The organism is Paludibacillus litoralis (assembly GCF_037646705.1).
Classification (GTDB): Bacteria; Pseudomonadota; Alphaproteobacteria; order Rhodobacterales; family Rhodobacteraceae; genus Pikeienuella; species Pikeienuella litoralis.
Genome location: NZ_JBBHER010000003.1, coordinates 320,890 through 337,775 on the forward strand (window position 1 = coordinate 320,890; position 16,886 = coordinate 337,775).

Here is a 16,886-nt window from a genome sequence, read left to right on the forward strand (position 1 = left end):
CTACCGTCAGCTCATCGAGACATTTCGCAGATCAAGCCACATCATCGGGCTCGAATGGAAGCCCGTCACCTTCGTGCTGAACGCGTTCACGTGGTTGATGACGTAGGGGATGACGCCCGGCGGGTCTTCGAGCGCTATGGCCTGCATCTGCTTGTAGAGCTTCGCCTGCTCCTCCGGGGAATCGGCGGCGCGGGCGGCGTCGAGCACCTTGTCCATCTCTTCGTTTTGGTAGTGCCAGAGCGTCGTGTTCCACGACCCGGTGCTGTGATAGAACGGATAGACCGATGAATCGATCGTCGGGCGGCTATAGAACCCGTCAACGAAGAACACGGCCTTGCCTTCAATGTCGGTGATGAACTTGTCCCATGGCACTCGCTGGACATCGACATCAATCCCGAGCGGCTTGAGCATTTCGCGAACGGCGGTGCCGGTGCGCTCGCGCGTCGGGCGCCCGGCCGGGACGTGAAGCGTGATGCTGAATCCGTCCGGCTGCGTGCTTTCCGCCATCAGTTTCTTGGCCAACTCCAGATCCGGCGTGATCTTCAGGTCGCCGTTGTAGAAGGCGTGGTTCGGCGGGATCATCGCGGCCGTCGCGGTGCCGTTGCCGTTGAGCGCGAACTCGACCAGAGCCGCCCTGTCGATCGCCAGCGAAACCGCGCGGCGGATTTTCGGATCGGTGAACGGTTCAAGCCCGCAGTTCATGATGATGCCATCCCAGGTCGAGGTGGGAATGGAATCCAGCGCGATGTTGGGATCGGATTTGAGCTGGTCGATCGCCTCCAGAGGCACGTTCCACAGGAAATCGACATCGCCCGAGGCGAGCGCGGCGACCTGTCCCGCGCTCTCGGGGATGATGCGCAGCGTCACGGAGTCCAGTAACGGCTGGCCGGAGACGAAATAATCCGGGTTGCGTTCAAGTTCGACGCGGTCGCCAGGCTTGAACGCCTTGAAGCGGAACGGCCCGGTGCCGATCGGCGCTGTCGCGAGGGTCTCGATCTCGTCGCGCGGCACGATACGCGCCTGGCGATCGCTGAACAGGTCTGCGAAGCCGGCATAGGGCTGCTTCAGGACGAAGCGCACGGTGTGCTCGTCGAGCGCCTCCATAGTGTCGATGAGCTGGAAGTTCACCCGCGTCACCGAACCGATCGCCGGGTCGAGAATGCGCGAGATCGTGGTCAGCACATCCTGCGCGTCGAGCGTGCGGCCGTGATGCCACTTCACGCCTTTGCGCAGGACGAAGGTCCAGGTCTTCAGATCGTCGCTGCGCGTCCAGCTCTCCGCCAGGTCAGGCTTCAGACTGCCGTCGCGCTGCAGTTCGGTCAGGCCGCTGAAAACGAGGAAGCCGGCGAGGTACTCCTCGCCGATCTTGGACTTGGCCGGGTCGAGCGTATTGAGGTTTGATGACACACACACCCTCAGCGCGCCCCCCGCCGCCCAGGCGGGAGTGGACAGGCCGCCCGCTCCCAGCAGCGCCGTTCCTGCGATCACTTTGCCGAATGTCCGTCTATCCATTTCACCTCTCCTGCGGTTGTTGGTCTGGCCCGCCTTGAGGCGGTGCTTCTTCTGTCGTGATTGGTCGTCGTCGTCTCGTCGTCGCCGCCGGCCAGGGCCGGACGTCCTGTTACGCCCTTCCGCCCGTCTTGTTTTCGAAGATGGCGCCAAGTAATTCGACGATGAGCGTGCTCGCCAGCAGACTTGTCTGCCCATGCGTGTCGACGCTCGGGTTGACCTCGACCAGGTCGAAGCCAACGATATTCCCTTTCTCCCTGGCCACGCCTTGCAGCAATTTGATGGCTTCATGGTAAAGCAGGCCATCGACCGTCGGCGAGCCGGTTCCGGGCGCGATCGAGGGGTCGAGCCCGTCGATATCGATCGTCACATAAACATTGCCCATCTTGGGGAGCTCGTCGACGATGGCGCGGACGCCTCGATCGCGGATGGCCTCGCGCGTGACGATACGCGAGCCAAGTCGGGTCGCCTCCGCATAGTCTCCAGCCCGCGAGCGGATGTCCCGGATGCCCAGATGCGTCATTTGTCGGACGAAGCCGAGTTCGCGCATGCGCCGCAGCGGACTGCCGCTGGCGTATTTCATGCCGTCGACATCATCGATGAAGTCAAGATGGGCGTCGATGTGAACGATATCGAGCGGGCCGAACCGCTCGAACGCCCGCACGATGGGGAAAGACACCGAATGGTCGCCGCCAAGCAGGACCGGCATCGCCTCGCGGTCGAGGATGGCGCCGACCGCCTCGGTGATGAGGCGCATGTTTCGCTCGATGTCGTAATAGGCGACGTCGACATCGCCGCAATCGACGATGCTGACGCCGGACAACATCTGCTTTTGCTGGTTTATGTCCCAGTACCCGCCGCCGCCTTTCCATGACCCCCAGGCGCTGAAGCGGGTCGAATGATCACGGATATCGCGTGGGCCGAACCGGGAGCCGGGACGAAAGCCGGTGCCGCCATCATAGGGGATGCCCAGCACCGCCACATCGGCGTCGATCGCGGAGAGGTCCTCGCAGACCGGAGACTTCATGAACGTCGCCAGTCCTACGCTTGGTAAATTGGCGTTGTAACGGGGCATCGCAGCGTTACTCCGGTTTGCCCGCCTCCCTGTCCGGAAGGCTGAGGCGTTGTTTGGAAGGCTAGCCACGGTCACGAAGGATGAAAAGCATCCAGAATCTTCCGGGGCGGCGGCGCGGGCCGTTCTCCATTCCGTCGCACTCCGGCGTCATACGAAAGCCCAAACGAAAATGCATAATTCAATGTGCTGATAAGCAACCACAATTCTCCACCTCAGCCTTGTGAAAATCCGGTGGAGGCCGACACGCCGCCCTCCCAATCCCGGCGCGGCGCCGCCCAACAAATTATACGTACCATAAGCATAGGTTTGGGTAGGCTCGCGCAGAGTAGGGTAAGCTAAGCCGAGGTGTGAGAATCCATAGGACGGTTTGGGGTGGAGGAAATCCATGGGACGGGCCGCCAAGGGATCGATGACAAGTTCGCTCGGCTTCGATCTTCGCTCCTTGGAAGCATTCGTGATCGCTTGTCGGAAGGGCAGCATGGCCGCCGCGGCGGAGCGCCTCGGCATCTCACAGCCCGCTGTTTCGCAGATAATCAAGTCGCTGGAGAATACGCTTGGCGTCGGGCTGGTGGACCGCCGCCGCCGCCCTCTGACGCTGACCGCGAGCGGGGTGATCCTGCGCGATGCGGCCGAACAATTGCTCGCTGACGCCCAACGCATCCCCTCGCGTCTTCGCGAGATCGCAGACGGTTTCCCGGAGAGTCTTCGAATCGGCGTGGTCGATTCGCTTTCCTCGCCCTTCCTCCCGGACCTGTTGTCCAGCCTGCAGCCATCCTTGCGCAGCATGTCGGTCTCGGCGGGGCTGGCGAGCGCCCTGCGCGAGGCGTTCAATGATTTCCACTATGACATCATCATCACCAACGACCCGGCGGAAGATGTCAGCGGGCTGGCGCGTCACACCATCCTCACCGAGCCCTATGTCCTGCTGGTGCCGCCGGCCTATGCGGAAGCGGCGCGGGAGCCGGACCTCGGCACTCTGTCACGCTCGCTCAATCTGGTGCGCTGGAGCGCGAAATCGAAGATCGGCGCCGACATCGAGCAGCATCTTCGGCGCATGCGCGTGCAGATCCCGCGGCATTTCATGTTCGATTCGTCCGACACGCTTGTCGGCATCGTCGCAGCCGGGCTGAGCTGGACGATCCTGACCCCGCTCTGCCTCGTCAACAGTCTGGCCCGCATGGGCGACGCGCTGGTCATGCCCTTCCCCGGGCCCAGATTTACGCGCAGCCTCACCATCATCAGCCGGGCCGGCGAATTCGACAAGGCCGCCGAACGGCTCGCCGCGACGGCGGAACAGATCCTACGGGAGAAATACCTCGCCAGCATGCTGGGCATCGGCCCATGGCTGGAAGGACAGATACGTGTCGGCCCCTAGCCGGGCACATCAAAAACAAGGAGAGGGAATATGCCGCGCATCGACCGCCCCTATGTCGGAATACCGAGCTTTCTGCGCTCACCCATCGTCGAGGATGTCAGCCGGCTCGACGCCATGATCGCCGTGCTCGGCGTGCCCTTTGACGAGGGCTCGCCCTTCCTGCCCGGCTCGCGCATGGCGCCCCGCTCCATCCGCGAACACTCGCTGCGCTTCGCCGGGCGGCCGGGCGTCTACGACGTCGAGACCGGGAAGAGCTATCTGCACGAGGAGGTGACCCATAAACTGATCGCTGATGTCGGAGACGCCGACATCTACCCGACCAATCCCGAGCGGACCTTCGAGCGCCTGACGACGTCAGTGCGCGGCATTCTCGACCGCGAGGCGATGCCGGTGGTCATCGGCGGAGATCATTCGATCACCTTCGCGGTGGTGCGCGCCTTTGACGAGCCGATCCATATTCTCCAGTTCGACGCCCATACCGACTATGCGCCGATCACCGACGATCTGCGTTTCACCAATGGTCACGCCTTCCGCCATATCGCCGCCATGCCGCATGTGGAGAGCCTGACCCAGGTCGGCATCCGCAGCCTGCGCACCTCGCCCGAGCAGGTCGCCGACATTCGCGCCGACGGCAACCGCATCATCGGCATGGACGAGTTCCGGCGTCTCGGCGCGGACGGCGTCGCAGCCGCCCTGCCGCAGGATGCGCGCTGCTATGTCAGCATTGACGTGGACGCGCTCGACATGTCGCTCGTGCCGGGCTGCGTCTCAGGCGAGCCGAACGGCCTCGCCTATCTCGAGTTGCGCGACACGCTGAAAGCCGTCGCCGAACGAGCCGACGTGGTCGGTTTCGATTTCGTCGAGGTGAATCCGGCGCTCGATGTCGGCACCGGGGCGACCTCCTATCTCGGCGCACACCTGATAACCGAGTTCCTCGGCTATCTCTGCGACCAGCCGCGCTGGGCGGCGCGCCGGGATCGATGGCTGGCCAGGGCGCGATGAGAAAAGCGCGATGCAGCCAACAAACCGCCCGATCACGATACGCGACGCCAACCCAGACAAACATGGAGTGAAACACCAATGACCGAAACCTTGACCGTGCCCGCCCGACAGACCCCGGCGACATTTCTGCATGCCGAATATGCGCCGGACCTCGACAACCTGAAGGCCGACATCGCCTTCCTCGGCATTCCCTACGGACAGCCATACACGTATGAGGACACCGTCAACGACCAGAGCAACGGTCCGACGGCCATGCGCGCCGCCAACGTCAAGATCCTGCGCGACCTGACGCGCTACGATTTCGACATCGGCGGCACGCTGTTGGATGGACGGGACATTCGCATGGTCGATTGCGGCGATATCCGCAGCGACCCCACCGACCGGCTCGCCCATATCCGGCGCAGCGAACAGGCGGTGCGCAAGATTCTCGCCGCCGGCGCCATGCCCTTCATCCTCGGCGGAGACCATGCGGTCCCGATCCCGGTGCTGCAGGCCTATGACGATATTCCCGACGCCAAGGAAAAGCCGATCACGATCGTTCAGATCGACCAGCATATCGACTGGCGTCAGGAGGTGAACGGCGTCACTCATGGCCTGTCGAGCGTGATGCGGCGGGCCTCCGAGATGCCCCATGTCGGGGAGATTTTCCAACTCGGCATTCGGGCCAACGGCAGCGCGCGCCAAGAGGAAGTCGATGCGGCCCGCGCCTATGGCGCGCATCTCGTCTCGGCCTATGAACTGAACGAGCGCGGCATGGAGGCGGTGCTGGAGAGAATTCCCGATGGCGGGCGCTATTATCTGACTGTCGATCTCGACGGCATGGACCCGACGATCGCGCCCGGGGTCAACGCGCCCGCGCCTCCAGGCGTCACCTTCGAGCAAGCTCGCACGCTGATCCACGGCCTCGTTCGCAAGGGTCGCGTCGTGGGCATGGACGTGGTTGAAATCACGCCCAAAGTCGACGTCAATCAGATCACGTGCATCACGGCTGGACGGATGATCGTCAACATGATCGGGCAGGCTGTCCGCGCCGGGTATTTCTCCCGCGGGTGATGGCGCCGCCGCCGAGCGTCAGGCGGAGGGCGGGGGGCCGCCTGACGTCGGCTCGGCGGCGGAGGCGGCGCTCCGGGTTGAAATGGTGTTGGACTGAGGAATGAACGGGGGCGAAGATCGTCGCCTCCGACGAGACCGGCGTGCGCATCGAAGGCGGCGACGCCTGCTCCCGCCGCAGCCCGGGCAGTCCTTTTCCGCGCATGGGGCCGGCCCTGTCAGGCCGCGCGCCCGACCCGGCCAAGATGGGTAAGGCCAAAGGCGGTTTCGGATTTCAGGCCATAGCCCAGCGCGCGGTCGATCCCGATATGCGCCAGCCAGACGCAGGCGACGGGTAGCAGCGCCGGAAACGTCCAGAAGCCAATCGCCGCCAGAAGCGCCGGGGCGAGGTAGGTATGCGTGAGGTTGTAGAGGCGTCCTCCGGCCTTGGCGCCAAAGACGTAGCCAACCATGGCGAGATCGGGGGCCAGCGCGAAGATGGCGAGCGTCATCCACGCATCGGTCAACGTGAAATAACCCGCAAGGCCGGCCGCAAGGGCGGCGGCGCCTTCGAGGCGGAGGAGCGTGAAAACCGGGCGGTCGGTGATCGGGTTCATGGCGAGGTCCTGAGGTGGAGGCGACGCCTGCTAGTTGCCCTGTCTTTGAGGTCAAGGGAATTGTATATCTCTCGATAGTGGATATACGAAAATATATGAGCAGCAGAATCGACTGGGCGCTATGGCGCAGTTTTCTGGCGGTGGTCGACGCCGGCAGCCTGTCGGCGGCCGCGCGGGCGCTCGGCCTGACTCAGCCCACGGTTGGACGGCATATCGACACGTTGGAGGCGATGGTGGGCCAGACGCTTTTCCTGCGCACGCCGCAGGGCCTGAGCGTCACGGAGACCGCAGCCCTCCTGGTTCCAGAGGCGCGGGCGATGCATCTGACCGCGGAAAGCCTCGCACGGCGCGCGGCGAGCGCCCCCGGGGCGGGTGTGGGCGTCCTACGCGTCGCCGCCAGTCATGTGGTCGGCGCCGAGGTGCTGCCGATTGCGCTGTCGCCGTTTCTGGCGGAGCACCGGGGCCTCGCCGTAGAACTCGCATTGTCCAATGACAGCGCCGATCTCCTGCGCCGCGAGGCGGATCTCGCGATCCGCATGGTCCGCCCCTCGCAGGGCAGCCTTGTCGCGCGCAGGCTGGGTCCGGCGCCGATCGGGTTGTTCGCGCACCGCGCGTATCTGGAGCGCGCCGGGCGGCCCACAACGCCGGAACATCTGTTAGACCATGTCCTGATCGGTCCGGATGCCGACCCTGCCGCGCGCGCAGGCTTCGACGTCTTCGGCGAGCTCCTCGGCCCGCAGCATCTTCGCCTCCGCACTGACAGCGAGGCGGCTCAGATCGCGAGCGTCCGGGCCGGTCTTGGCATAGGGCCGATGCAGGCCGGCGTCGCGGCGCGGGATCCGATGCTGGAGCCCGTCCTTCCGGATGAGGTGAGCTGGGTTCACGACGCCTGGCTGGTCGTGCATGACGACCTGCGCAGGTTGCCCATGCTCCGACTTCTGGTCGATCATCTGTCGGCGGTCCTCCCCGCGGTGCTGCGCACCGGGCGGCCGCCGGTGAAATCGGCTGCGGCTATCGGCCCGCCCCATGAACAAGCCTGACAGAATTCCGGATTCGACCATGCGGCTGGAGGGGCTTTCCGGCTGAGAATCTCGTCAAGCCTTCCAGGCGTCCATCCGGCTGCGCGCTCGCGGAGCCGTCGGCCGGCAGCCGGGCGGTTCCCGGAACCGACAGCGTCTTCGGCGCCGCTCCCCGGTCTCGCCCGATCAACCCCGCGGCTGCTGTGGCTGGATTTACAGACGCTCCGCAGGCGCGGGTCACACAAGGTGTCAGGCCCGTCTCCCCCCCTTTCAGATGTACTCCCGCACCCTTTCCCAGGTGTTTTCCAGGTGACGCTCCATCATCCTGGAGAGGCGCATGCCATCGCGTGACTTGAGGGCGGTGACCATTCCCTCGTGCTCCGACACCGCCTCGGCCCAGTTCTCGGGCGTGCCGTTCCCGATGAAACGTATCCGTTTGAGACGCGCCTGAATGTTGGCTTGAATCTCCACGAGAATGGAATTGCCGCTCAATTCGGCCATCCGACTGTGGAACTCCTGATTGAGTTTGTAATAGGGAAGCCGGTCTCGGGTTCGGTAATGTTCGATCATCCGGCGATGGAGGTCGGTCATGCTGTCGATCTCGGCGTCCGACGCCCGCTCACAGGCCAGCCGCCCGATCAGGGCTTCGAGGTTCGCGAGCACCTCCAGCATGGATTGAACTTCTTCGGGGCTCAGCTTTCGCACCCGGCTGCCATGCGAGGGGCGAATTTCGACCAGGCCTTCCGCCGCCAGCGTGCGCAACGATTCGCGGAATGGCGTGCGCGATACGCCTAGCTGGCGCAAAAGCGTGCTTTCGTCGATCCGGCTTCCCGGCTCCAACACGCCCTCGATAATAAGATCCCGCACCCGGCTGGCCACCTGATCGTGCAGCGTCTCCTTACGAACGGCCAGCGGGTGGTCGGATTCCGTCGCGTCATGCATCGAATTGCTCCTTTCGTCGATATTAGCAGCGGTTCGCGTCAGAGACAGCTTGAATTTAAGATAGAAAATATTGTATACATTGAGAAATGACGATTGCTTGCTCAAACCGGTGAGGGGTCATGAGAATTGCGTTCGCTCTGGGCGATGCGGCTGGCGTCTCGCCGGAACTCGCCGCCAGGATCCTCGCCGACCGCGCGATAGAGGCGGGGGAGATGGTCGTGATCGGCGACGCGCGGGTGCTGGAGCGTGGATGCGCGCATGCCGGGGTCGAGCTGAATCTGCCCCGTGTGACGGTGGACGAACTGCGCGATCCGCCCGACGGGACGGTTCTGCTGGATATGGCGAATTGCGACCCCGACGACGTGCCGCTGGGCGTGGCGAGTGAGCCCGGTGGGCGCGGCTCGGTCCAGAACTTCCGCATGGCGCTGGAGATCGCCAATGCGGGCATCGCCGATATGGTCTTTTTCACGCCCTTCAACAAGCATGCGATGCGTTTGGCGCAGCCTGACTATGTCGATGAGATCGGCTTTATCGACAGGACGATCGGCGCAGCCGCGTCAGGGCGCGAATTCAATGTCCTCGACGAAGTCTGGAATGCGCGTGTGACCTCGCACATCCCCCTGAGGGACGTTGCGGAAACGCTGAGCGTGGATCGGATATATGACAGCATAAGGCTGACATTTCAGGTCATGAAGAATGCCGGATTCGAGCGCCCGCGCATCGGCGTCGCGGCCTTGAACCCTCATGCAGGAGACGGGGGCAATTTCGGCGCCGAGGACGACGAGATAATCGCGCCCGCCGTTGCGCGCGCCCGGGGCGAGCAGATGCCTGTGACCGGTCCGGTCCCCTCCGATACGGTGTTCTTGCGGGCCGTCAAGGGCGAATTCGACGCCGTGCTGACCATGTTTCACGATCAGGGGCAGATCGCGATGAAGCTTCTCGGGTTCGACCGGGGGGTTACGCTGATCGCCGGCTACCCGTTTCCGATCGTCACGCCGGCCCATGGGACCGCCTATGACATCGCAGGGCTGGGAAAGGCGAACGCCGGCGCCGCGATCAAGGCGGTGGAGCTGGGTCGGGAACTGGTGGCCAAAAAGGGTCTGACAAATAACGGCCCCAGAGTGACACATCCCTCCGAGCGGGGCGTTCCAAATCACCTTACGCGCCCATGACAAACGAGCTCAATATCACGATGAGAGGGTGAGCCTGAAAGCTGAAAATGGGCTGAAATGTTGTGGTCTAATACTGTGCGACATCCATGCCCTGTCAGAAAGACTGATGGTCCCGGTTGAAGTTCGTCAGAGAGGGATGGGCCGGGAACGTCAAAACACATGGAGGAGAACAAAATGAACCTTACACAAAACCTGAAGCGCTCCACGGGAGCCATTGCGGGGGCGTTGGCGCTGCTTTCTTCCGTATCCCTATCGGGTGCGGTTGAAGCGCAAGAGCACAGCTTCCGTATGGCCATCGGCGACCCGATCATTTCGACTGTCGCGATCGGCGCGGAAAAATTCGCCGAGATCGTCACGGAAAAGACGGGCGGGGATGTCGAAATCGAGATCTTTCCGGATGGCATCCTGTTCGGCGGCGATCAGAACGCCGCGGTCAACCAGCTCGGCGACGGCGCTCTCGACATGGTCATCTTGAGCAGCAACGTATTCGCGTCATTCGAGCCTCGAATGAACGCGATGAGCCTCCCGTATCTGTTTTCAGACTATGGCGAGCTGGAAAAATACATGAAAGGCGAGCCGGGCCAAGCCTTGCTTTCGTCTCTCGACCGGTTGGGCATCAAGGGTTTGGCGATGATGCTTCGAACCTTTCGTCACGTCACGACGTCGGATCGTGTCATAACCAAGGTCGACGATCTGAAGGGGCTGAAGCTGCGCGTTCCAAACAACCAGCTGTTCGTGAAATTCTTCAAGGAAGTCGGGGCCAACCCGACGCCGATGGCCTTCACCGAAGTCTATACGGCCCTTCAGCTCGGGGCGATCGACGGACAGGAAAACCCCGTGGAGATCCCGCTGTCCAATCGGTTCTACGAAGTGCAGAAGCACCTGAATCTCACCGGTCACATCGGCGACGCGTATATTCTCGCCGTCAACAAGGACCTGTGGGATGGCCTGCCGGCGGAGCTCCAGGAGATCATGCAGGAATCGGCGCTCGAGGCGGCCGAATACAAGGGCAATTACGATCGTCAGGAAGAAGCTCGCATGATCGAAGAGCTCAAGGAGAAGGGGATGGAGGTTCACGAGCTTGATCCCGAGGAAAAGGAGAAGCTCAAGCAAATCTCCCTGGCTCTCTATCCTGAGTTCGAGGCTCTGGTGGGCGCGGAGTTCATGCAGGAAAGCCTGAAATTTCTAGGCCGGAATTAAGGACTGCTATCCATGGTGTCGGAAAAGACAGGTGGGGTGCGGATGCGGGTCACCATCGCGATCGACCGCTGGCTCTGGCGTCCGGTCGATGGGGTGCTCCTGATCTGCGTCTCGAGCATGCTGATTGCGGTCTCCACTCAGGTTTTCGCACGCACCTATAATTTTTCGACACCATGGACTGAAGAGCTGTCCAGATTCCTGTTCATCTGGACCGCTTTTCTTGGCCTGAGCGTTGGATTCAGAAAATTGCATCATCCGCGGATCATGCTTCTTGTAAACATCTTGCCTCCCATATTTCGGCGCGTGTCGGTTCATATCTATGCATTGACGGGCATGATATTCTTTTCTGTAGTTGGATGGTATTCCGTGAAGCTTGTATATCGACAAATCAGGATTGGCGAAGTTTCGCCGGTGCTGGGGATCGGCATGTATATCATCACGATACCCGCGGTTATTTCTGCGGTGCTATCGGTCATCGCTCTGATTCAGACTGTCTATCTGGACAAGGCGTCACGCTCTCAGGTTGAAGATACAGATAGGGTCATCACGTGAGTTGGCTACTTCTTGGGACTTTTGCGGCCCTGAGCATTCTTGGCGTGCCGCTTGCGGTGGCTCTTGGTCTGGCCGCCATGTTTGTGCTTCAGGTCGAGGGTATCCCACTCTCGGTCGTGTCGCAGGCGATGTACACATCGGTGAACAGCTTTCTTTTGATCGCTATTCCTCTCTTCATACTTGCTGGACATGTAATGGAGAGAGGCGGTCTGTCCGAGCGCATATTCGAGGCCGCGAATGTTGTCGTGGGGCGCTGGCGCGGTGGACTTGGCCATGTCAATATCGCCGCCAGCTTCATATTCGGTGGAATTTCCGGCTCGGCCATCGCCGATGTGGCGAGTCTTGGCCCTCTCGAGATTCGCGCAATGACGGAGCGAGGCTATCCGCGCGACTATGCGGCTGGCCTTACGATGACGACAGCGACATTGGCGTCGATCGTTCCGCCAAGCATTCTCATGATTATCGCCGCATCCGCCGCCGGGCAGTCGGTCGGCGGCGCGCTCGCGGGCGGCGTGGGGCCGGCGATCATTCTCGCCATGGGGTTTGTGCTGATCAACTATGTGATCGCACGCCGAAACGGGTATGGCGTAATGGAGCCTCCAAGAGGCTTTTCCCAATCAGCCCGCACCATCGGTGTGGCTTTGCCCGCCCTCGGCGCGCCAATCATCATTCTTGGGGGAATGTTTTCCGGAATAGTCACCCCGACTGAGGCGGCTGGCCTGGCGGCGTTTTACACATTCCTGGTGGGGTTCGTGTTCTATGGCGGGTTCAAGCTTCGCGAAGTTCCGGGCATCTTGATCAGCGCCGGACGCACGACGGGCACTGTCCTGCTCATCATGATGAGCGCCAGCGTCGCGACCTATGTTTTTACGATTGATCGCCTGCCGCAAAAGGTCAGTGAAGCCATTCTGTCCGTCTCCGCCGATCCAACGATCATTTTGCTTTTGATGGGGGTGATCTTCCTCATAGTGGGAATGTTCATGGAAATTATCGCCGCCGGGCTGATTCTCATTCCGGTTCTGTTCCCTGTCGCGGTGAGCGTAGGCATCGACCCGCTGCATTTCATCGTGTTTCTTGTGACCGGCTTGTCTCTCGGGCTCGCCACGCCGCCTGTCGGCGTCTGTCTTTTCGCCACGGCCCAGATCAGCGGCCTCCCTATCGAAAAACTGGTTCGGGTTTCACTGCCGTTTTATGCGTGCAGCATGGTTATATACCTGTCGATCGCAATCTTTCCGGAGATTGTTCTTCTGCCTATCCGTATCCTCATGCATTGAGTTTGCGGGGGGCGATAGAGGAGGGCGGAAGGCCCTCTTGTGCGGATTGGTTTTGATCGGCGCTGGCGAGTTTGGCTCGACGTGTTTGGCTGATGTATGATCGAGTCGATGGGGCCGCGGATCCGCAGAGGACGCACATGACGCGATCAGCCAACCCGCGATCCGCGCTGTCTTCGGCGGAAGACGGGGCGCGAGCAAAGCAATCTCCTATCTCAAGGAACACTGAGCGTGAGTAAATTAACTGATTTGGACGCCACCGAAATTGCACGGCGCGTCGGCAAGGGCGAGATTTCGATCAGCGAAGTCTGCTCCGCCTTTCAAGATCGGGCGGCTGACCTCAATGAGGGTATAAATGCTGTCGTTACGTTCAATGACGATGCTCTGACGCAGGCGAAGGACGCAGACGATCGGTTGGCTGCAGGTGCGCCGGCGCGGCCGCTGGAAGGCGTGCCTTTCGTCGTCAAGGACAATATTCCGACGGCCGGATTGCGGACGACCTTCGGCTCACTTGTTCATGAAACCAATGTACCGAAAGAGAGCGCTATCGTCGTCGAGCGTTTGCAGGCCGCCGGCGGGATCCTCATGGGAAAAACCAATACGTCCGAATTCGCCACGGACGTGAATACGACCAACAGGATCTTCGGCCTCACCCGAAATCCGCTCGATCCATTTGTCAGCGCAGGCGGATCCAGCGGAGGAACTGCGGCTGCGATCGTATCCGATATGGCCCCGATCGGGCTGGGAACCGATCACGGCGGCTCCATCAGAATTCCGGCGGCGTGGGGCGGCATTTCGGGTCTGCGCCCAAGCCCCGGCCGCGTTCCGGTTTATCCGGCCGAATTCGCCTGGGATACGCTCGTCGCGCATGTTCAGGGGCCGCTGGCCCGCACGGTCAGAGATCTGGGATTGATGCTGTCTATCCTTGCGGGCCAGGATGATCGTGATCCGAGCAGTCTGCCGGATCCCGATGCGGACTATATTGTGGCGGCCCGGGACGGCTCGCCATTGCGCGGACGCAAGATTGCTCTCTGTATGGATCTTGGCGGCGTCATGCCTGTCGATCCGGAGGTCGCCGAGGCGGTGCGGGCGGCGGCCGCCGCCTTCACCCAGCAGGGCGCGATCGTCGAAGAGGCATGTTTCGACGCAAGCGACATTCGGGACATCATCGCGGGAACGCGGAGCTTCGGAGTGATTGGTCGGTTTTCGGAGCTTCTGGAGGAACATGCTCCAAAATTGACGAAGCAATTGGTGAACCAGATAGAGGGCGCGGCCAGCCAATCGCTCGCAAGCGTCGCGCGGGCGGAGCGCCTTCGCTCGGCATACTGGCATCGGGTGCGCAATTTCCTCGAGAGATACGAATTCATCTTGACGCCGACTATCGGCGCGCTTCCATTCCGTATCGATCAACCTCTTCCAAATCACATAGGTGGGGTGGAAGTTGAAAACTACTACGATGTGTTTCTTGGCGTTTACGCTTTCAGCTTGGTCGGCCTGCCGGCGATTTCTGTGCCGTGCGGCGTCTCCAAATCAGGGCTTCCGATCAGTTTGCAGATCGTTGGCCACCGCCTTCGGGACGACAAGGTTCTGGCTGCGGCGGCGAGTTACGCACGCGCCTGTCCCCAACATTTCGAGAGGCGGCCCATACGCCGGCCGGAAGGGAGGCTGGACTATGAGGTCGACACGCCGGGCACGCGTACGGCGAAGACTTGATTTGCAGCGAATCGGGCTCCCCCGGCGAAAGCGCGCCGCCGTCTCCTCAACGGTTTCAGGGCGCGCGCCGCCTGTCGTCACCGATTGCCGATCGTCCCGTGTGGAAGGCGCCCGCCGTGCGGGGCGGGCGAAGTCTGATCGGCGGAGCGATGACGTCGGGAAGGCCTTTTCCTACGCGGCCGGCTGAAGCCATGTGCGGACGGATTGAGATTTGATCCATGGCTTGGTTTTTGCGCCGTTTTCTTTCGAATGTGGCTGCTCGATGTGCGTCTTGAACGCCTCTTTATCCTTGTACACTTCGTAGAGCAGAAAACGGTTCGGGTCATCCTCGCTGATCGACACTTCAAACTTCAAACAGCCGTCTTCGCGCTCTACGGATGTCTTTGCTTGCTGTTCAATCACCGTGCGGTAGTTTTCCTTGAAATCGGGAAGCACGTCCAATTCCACTGTGATCACGTACATGTCTGTTCCTTCAAGCGGCTGGCTCAAGACGCCTTATAAGCGACGGCTTCGATTTCGAGGCGCACATCGTAGACGAGATCGCTTCGTACCGTAGAGCGCGCGGGGGCGTCGGAAGAAAAATATTGACTATACACCTTGTTGAAGCCGGTGAAATCACGCGGATCGGCGATCCACACCGTTACCTTGACAACGTCGGAGAGTTCCGCCCCGGCGAGGTTGAGCGTTTTCTTCAGGCGTTCCAGCGTGGCGCGCGTCTGGGTCTCAATATTGCCGGAAACCACTTCGTTGTTGTCATCAAGCGGCATCTGGCCGGATACGAATATCAGATCGCCAGCGCGAACCGCCGCTGATAGCGGCAGGCCGGGCGCGCCGCCATAGCACTGTTTGGTGGTCGTCATCTGTCTTCTCCCCTCACTCTTCGTTGCTGTTCTGGAACTGTAAAAGTCTGGCCTGAACCTCATTCGGATCAGGCATGCGGAACGGGTGTCTGCTCTCAAATGCTCGGCTGGCGTTGAGCACGAGGGCGTCGCGATGTTTGGCCGCCACGATTTGCAGGCCGACAGGCAAACCTTCGGCGGTGAAGCCGCAGGGCAGGGTTGCGGCGGGCTGCTGGGAGAGGTTGAACGGATACGTAAAGGGGTTCCAATCCAGCCAGCTTGGCACGCTTTCGGTGGGCTCCAGCGTATCCATCCCGACCGGGAGCGCAACGACAGGCATGGTTGGCGTCAGCAGGAGATCGAACGTATCGAAGAACCTCTGCGCAGAGGTCGCAAAGCGCTCTCGATCGCCGACCGCGCGCAAATAGGCGCTGATATCGACAGGGCGCCCTGCGTCCACGACATCCCGCAGGCCGGGGTCCAGGAGGGACAGGCGCTTTTCATCCCATGTTTCAGTAAAGTGCGCGTACGCAGCCAAAAATAGCGGCCGGTATATGGATATGGGGTCCTCGAACACCTCCTCCACCAGCTCAACATGAGCGCCCATCTCTTCAAATGCGCGCGCCGCTGACTGCACGATCTCAGCGACTTCCGGATCCACTTTCGCGTACCCAAGGGTGGGTGAAAACGCGATCCGCCGCCCCCGTAGCTCAAACTCAGGCTCCCCGTCGAACTCATTCATCCATCTTGGCGAAGCCGTCCAGTCGCGGCTGTCCGGTTGGGCGATAAGGTTCATGGCCAGAACGGCGTCATCCACGCAGCGCGTCAATGGTCCGAGGTGGGAGAGCGAGCCAACCGGGCTGGGCGGCCATGATGGCACCGCTCCGTGGGTCGGCTTGAGCCCGTAAACCCCGCAGAAGCTCGCGGGGATGCGGATCGAGCCGCCTCCGTCGCTCCCCGTGCCCAACGTCGCCAGTCCGGCGGCGACGCCCGCGGCCGCGCCGGCGCTGCTCGCGCCAGGTGTGCGCTCCGGATCCCAAGGGTTCCGCGTGACGCCCGTTGCGGGGTTATCTCCCACGCCCTTCCAGCCAAGCTCCGAGACGGTGGTCTTGCCCATGATTACGGCCCCGCTCTCGCGCAACCGCGCTGCGATGGGCGCGTCTTCGCCGCCTGGGTCCGGGGAGGTCGTGATTGTCCCGCGCCCGGTCGGCAGGCCCCGGGTGAGCACCAGATCCTTGATCGACACCGGTACGCCGTCGAGCGGGCTGAGCGGGGCGTTGCGCGCCCAGCGCTGCTCCGACGCCTTGGCCATCGCCCGCGCCGCGCGATCATCACGAGCGGCGTATGTATTCAGAACGGGCTCCATCGCGTCAACGCGAGTCAAGACCGCGTCCACAACTTCAAGCGGAGACGCCTCTCGTCTTCTGTACAAATCGACGAGCTCGACGGCGGTGTAATCAGGCAGCTCCGTCATGGCTGATGACCTCTGGCTGGGGGTTTCGTCGGACGATATTAAGGCAGATCGGAAGAATTTGTAGACAGGACGTTGGGCGTCGTGGTAGCTAAATAAC

The 16,886-nt window shown here is 61.8% G+C and carries 16 protein-coding genes; 9 read left to right on the forward strand and 7 right to left on the reverse strand.

Annotated features, from left to right (window positions below):
- Window positions 1-6: 6 nt before the first annotated feature.
- Entirely contained in the window at window positions 7-1,488 is a 1,482-nt protein-coding gene (locus WG921_RS05940; RefSeq protein ID WP_340108287.1) for an ABC transporter substrate-binding protein, read from the reverse strand.
- Between the two features lie 133 nt (window positions 1,489-1,621).
- Window positions 1,622-2,584, reverse strand: a complete 963-nt coding sequence (gene speB / locus WG921_RS05945) for an agmatinase (RefSeq protein ID WP_340108288.1) — start codon at window positions 2,582-2,584, stop codon at window positions 1,622-1,624.
- A gap of 409 nt (window positions 2,585-2,993) precedes the next feature.
- Here speB and WG921_RS05950 point away from each other — a divergent pair, with 409 nt between their 5' ends.
- From WG921_RS05950 to WG921_RS05960, 3 genes are all read left to right on the forward strand, one after another.
- A complete protein-coding gene (locus WG921_RS05950) occupies window positions 2,994-3,959 on the forward strand; it encodes a LysR family transcriptional regulator (protein WP_340108475.1) in 966 nt (321 codons plus the stop codon).
- Window positions 3,960-3,989: 30 nt separating this feature from the next.
- Window positions 3,990-4,961 (forward strand): arginase family protein, encoded by a 972-nt coding sequence (locus WG921_RS05955; RefSeq protein ID WP_340108289.1) that lies wholly within the window; start codon window positions 3,990-3,992, stop codon window positions 4,959-4,961.
- A 78-nt stretch (window positions 4,962-5,039) separates the two neighbouring features.
- Window positions 5,040-6,014 carry an agmatinase gene (locus WG921_RS05960; RefSeq protein WP_340108290.1) on the forward strand — a complete coding sequence of 325 codons (975 nt, stop codon included), beginning with the start codon at window positions 5,040-5,042 and terminating at the stop codon, window positions 6,012-6,014.
- Window positions 6,015-6,229: 215 nt separating this feature from the next.
- Here WG921_RS05960 and WG921_RS05965 read toward each other — a convergent pair whose 3' ends face one another.
- A complete protein-coding gene (locus tag WG921_RS05965; protein ID WP_340108291.1) occupies window positions 6,230-6,607 on the reverse strand; it encodes a DUF4260 family protein in 378 nt (125 codons plus the stop codon).
- Between the two features lie 95 nt (window positions 6,608-6,702).
- On the opposite strand from WG921_RS05965, the gene WG921_RS05970 reads away from it, so the two are divergent.
- Window positions 6,703-7,647, forward strand: coding sequence for a LysR family transcriptional regulator (locus WG921_RS05970; RefSeq protein WP_340108292.1), 945 nt, complete (start codon window positions 6,703-6,705; stop codon window positions 7,645-7,647).
- A gap of 249 nt (window positions 7,648-7,896) precedes the next feature.
- Here WG921_RS05970 and WG921_RS05975 read toward each other — a convergent pair whose 3' ends face one another.
- Entirely contained in the window at window positions 7,897-8,568 is a 672-nt protein-coding gene (locus tag WG921_RS05975; RefSeq protein ID WP_340108293.1) for a GntR family transcriptional regulator, read from the reverse strand.
- Window positions 8,569-8,687: 119 nt separating this feature from the next.
- On the opposite strand from WG921_RS05975, the gene WG921_RS05980 reads away from it, so the two are divergent.
- The 5 genes from WG921_RS05980 to WG921_RS06000 all read left to right on the forward strand — a co-directional run bounded on the left by WG921_RS05980 (window position 8,688) and on the right by WG921_RS06000 (window position 14,476).
- A complete protein-coding gene (locus WG921_RS05980) occupies window positions 8,688-9,740 on the forward strand; it encodes a 4-hydroxythreonine-4-phosphate dehydrogenase PdxA (protein WP_340108294.1) in 1,053 nt (350 codons plus the stop codon).
- A 174-nt stretch (window positions 9,741-9,914) separates the two neighbouring features.
- Window positions 9,915-10,940 carry a DctP family TRAP transporter solute-binding subunit gene (locus WG921_RS05985; RefSeq protein ID WP_340108295.1) on the forward strand — a complete coding sequence of 342 codons (1,026 nt, stop codon included), beginning with the start codon at window positions 9,915-9,917 and terminating at the stop codon, window positions 10,938-10,940.
- 12 nt (window positions 10,941-10,952) lie between these two features.
- Complete coding sequence (locus WG921_RS05990; RefSeq protein ID WP_340108296.1) at window positions 10,953-11,492, forward strand: TRAP transporter small permease; 540 nt, start codon at window positions 10,953-10,955, stop codon at window positions 11,490-11,492.
- On the forward strand, window positions 11,489-12,766 hold the full coding sequence (locus tag WG921_RS05995) for a TRAP transporter large permease (protein ID WP_340108297.1): 1,278 nt from the start codon (window positions 11,489-11,491) through the stop codon (window positions 12,764-12,766). The genes WG921_RS05990 and WG921_RS05995 overlap by 4 nt, the downstream gene beginning before the upstream one ends.
- Window positions 12,767-12,994: 228 nt before the next feature.
- Window positions 12,995-14,476, forward strand: a complete 1,482-nt coding sequence (locus WG921_RS06000) for an amidase (RefSeq protein ID WP_340108298.1) — start codon at window positions 12,995-12,997, stop codon at window positions 14,474-14,476.
- A 171-nt stretch (window positions 14,477-14,647) separates the two neighbouring features.
- On the opposite strand, the gene WG921_RS06005 is transcribed toward WG921_RS06000, so the two are convergent.
- Genes WG921_RS06005 through WG921_RS06015 form a run of 3 tightly spaced genes read right to left on the reverse strand, consistent with a single transcriptional unit; the run spans window position 14,648 to window position 16,789 of the window.
- Window positions 14,648-14,938, reverse strand: a complete 291-nt coding sequence (locus tag WG921_RS06005; protein ID WP_340108299.1) for a putative quinol monooxygenase — start codon at window positions 14,936-14,938, stop codon at window positions 14,648-14,650.
- A 23-nt stretch (window positions 14,939-14,961) separates the two neighbouring features.
- Entirely contained in the window at window positions 14,962-15,336 is a 375-nt protein-coding gene (locus tag WG921_RS06010) for a RidA family protein (protein WP_340108300.1), read from the reverse strand.
- A 13-nt stretch (window positions 15,337-15,349) separates the two neighbouring features.
- Complete coding sequence (locus WG921_RS06015; protein ID WP_340108301.1) at window positions 15,350-16,789, reverse strand: amidase; 1,440 nt, start codon at window positions 16,787-16,789, stop codon at window positions 15,350-15,352.
- Window positions 16,790-16,886: the final 97 nt, after the last annotated feature.

What these genes read in the sequence shown, in the direction of transcription:
- speB (WP_340108288.1), bottom strand. Translation starts at nt 2,584, where the DNA reads ATGCCCCGTTACAACGCCAATTTACCAAGCGTAGGACTGGCGACGTTC.
- WG921_RS05950 (WP_340108475.1), top strand. Translation starts at nt 2,994, where the DNA reads ATGACAAGTTCGCTCGGCTTCGATCTTCGCTCCTTGGAAGCATTCGTG.
- WG921_RS05955 (WP_340108289.1), top strand. Translation starts at nt 3,990, where the DNA reads ATGCCGCGCATCGACCGCCCCTATGTCGGAATACCGAGCTTTCTGCGC.
- WG921_RS05960 (WP_340108290.1), top strand. Translation starts at nt 5,040, where the DNA reads ATGACCGAAACCTTGACCGTGCCCGCCCGACAGACCCCGGCGACATTT.
- WG921_RS05965 (WP_340108291.1), bottom strand. Translation starts at nt 6,607, where the DNA reads ATGAACCCGATCACCGACCGCCCGGTTTTCACGCTCCTCCGCCTCGAA.
- WG921_RS05970 (WP_340108292.1), top strand. Translation starts at nt 6,703, where the DNA reads ATGAGCAGCAGAATCGACTGGGCGCTATGGCGCAGTTTTCTGGCGGTG.
- WG921_RS05975 (WP_340108293.1), bottom strand. Translation starts at nt 8,568, where the DNA reads ATGCATGACGCGACGGAATCCGACCACCCGCTGGCCGTTCGTAAGGAG.
- WG921_RS05980 (WP_340108294.1), top strand. Translation starts at nt 8,688, where the DNA reads ATGAGAATTGCGTTCGCTCTGGGCGATGCGGCTGGCGTCTCGCCGGAA.
- WG921_RS05985 (WP_340108295.1), top strand. Translation starts at nt 9,915, where the DNA reads ATGAACCTTACACAAAACCTGAAGCGCTCCACGGGAGCCATTGCGGGG.
- WG921_RS05990 (WP_340108296.1), top strand. Translation starts at nt 10,953, where the DNA reads ATGGTGTCGGAAAAGACAGGTGGGGTGCGGATGCGGGTCACCATCGCG.
- WG921_RS06005 (WP_340108299.1), bottom strand. Translation starts at nt 14,938, where the DNA reads ATGTACGTGATCACAGTGGAATTGGACGTGCTTCCCGATTTCAAGGAA.
- WG921_RS06010 (WP_340108300.1), bottom strand. Translation starts at nt 15,336, where the DNA reads ATGACGACCACCAAACAGTGCTATGGCGGCGCGCCCGGCCTGCCGCTA.
- WG921_RS06015 (WP_340108301.1), bottom strand. Translation starts at nt 16,789, where the DNA reads ATGACGGAGCTGCCTGATTACACCGCCGTCGAGCTCGTCGATTTGTAC.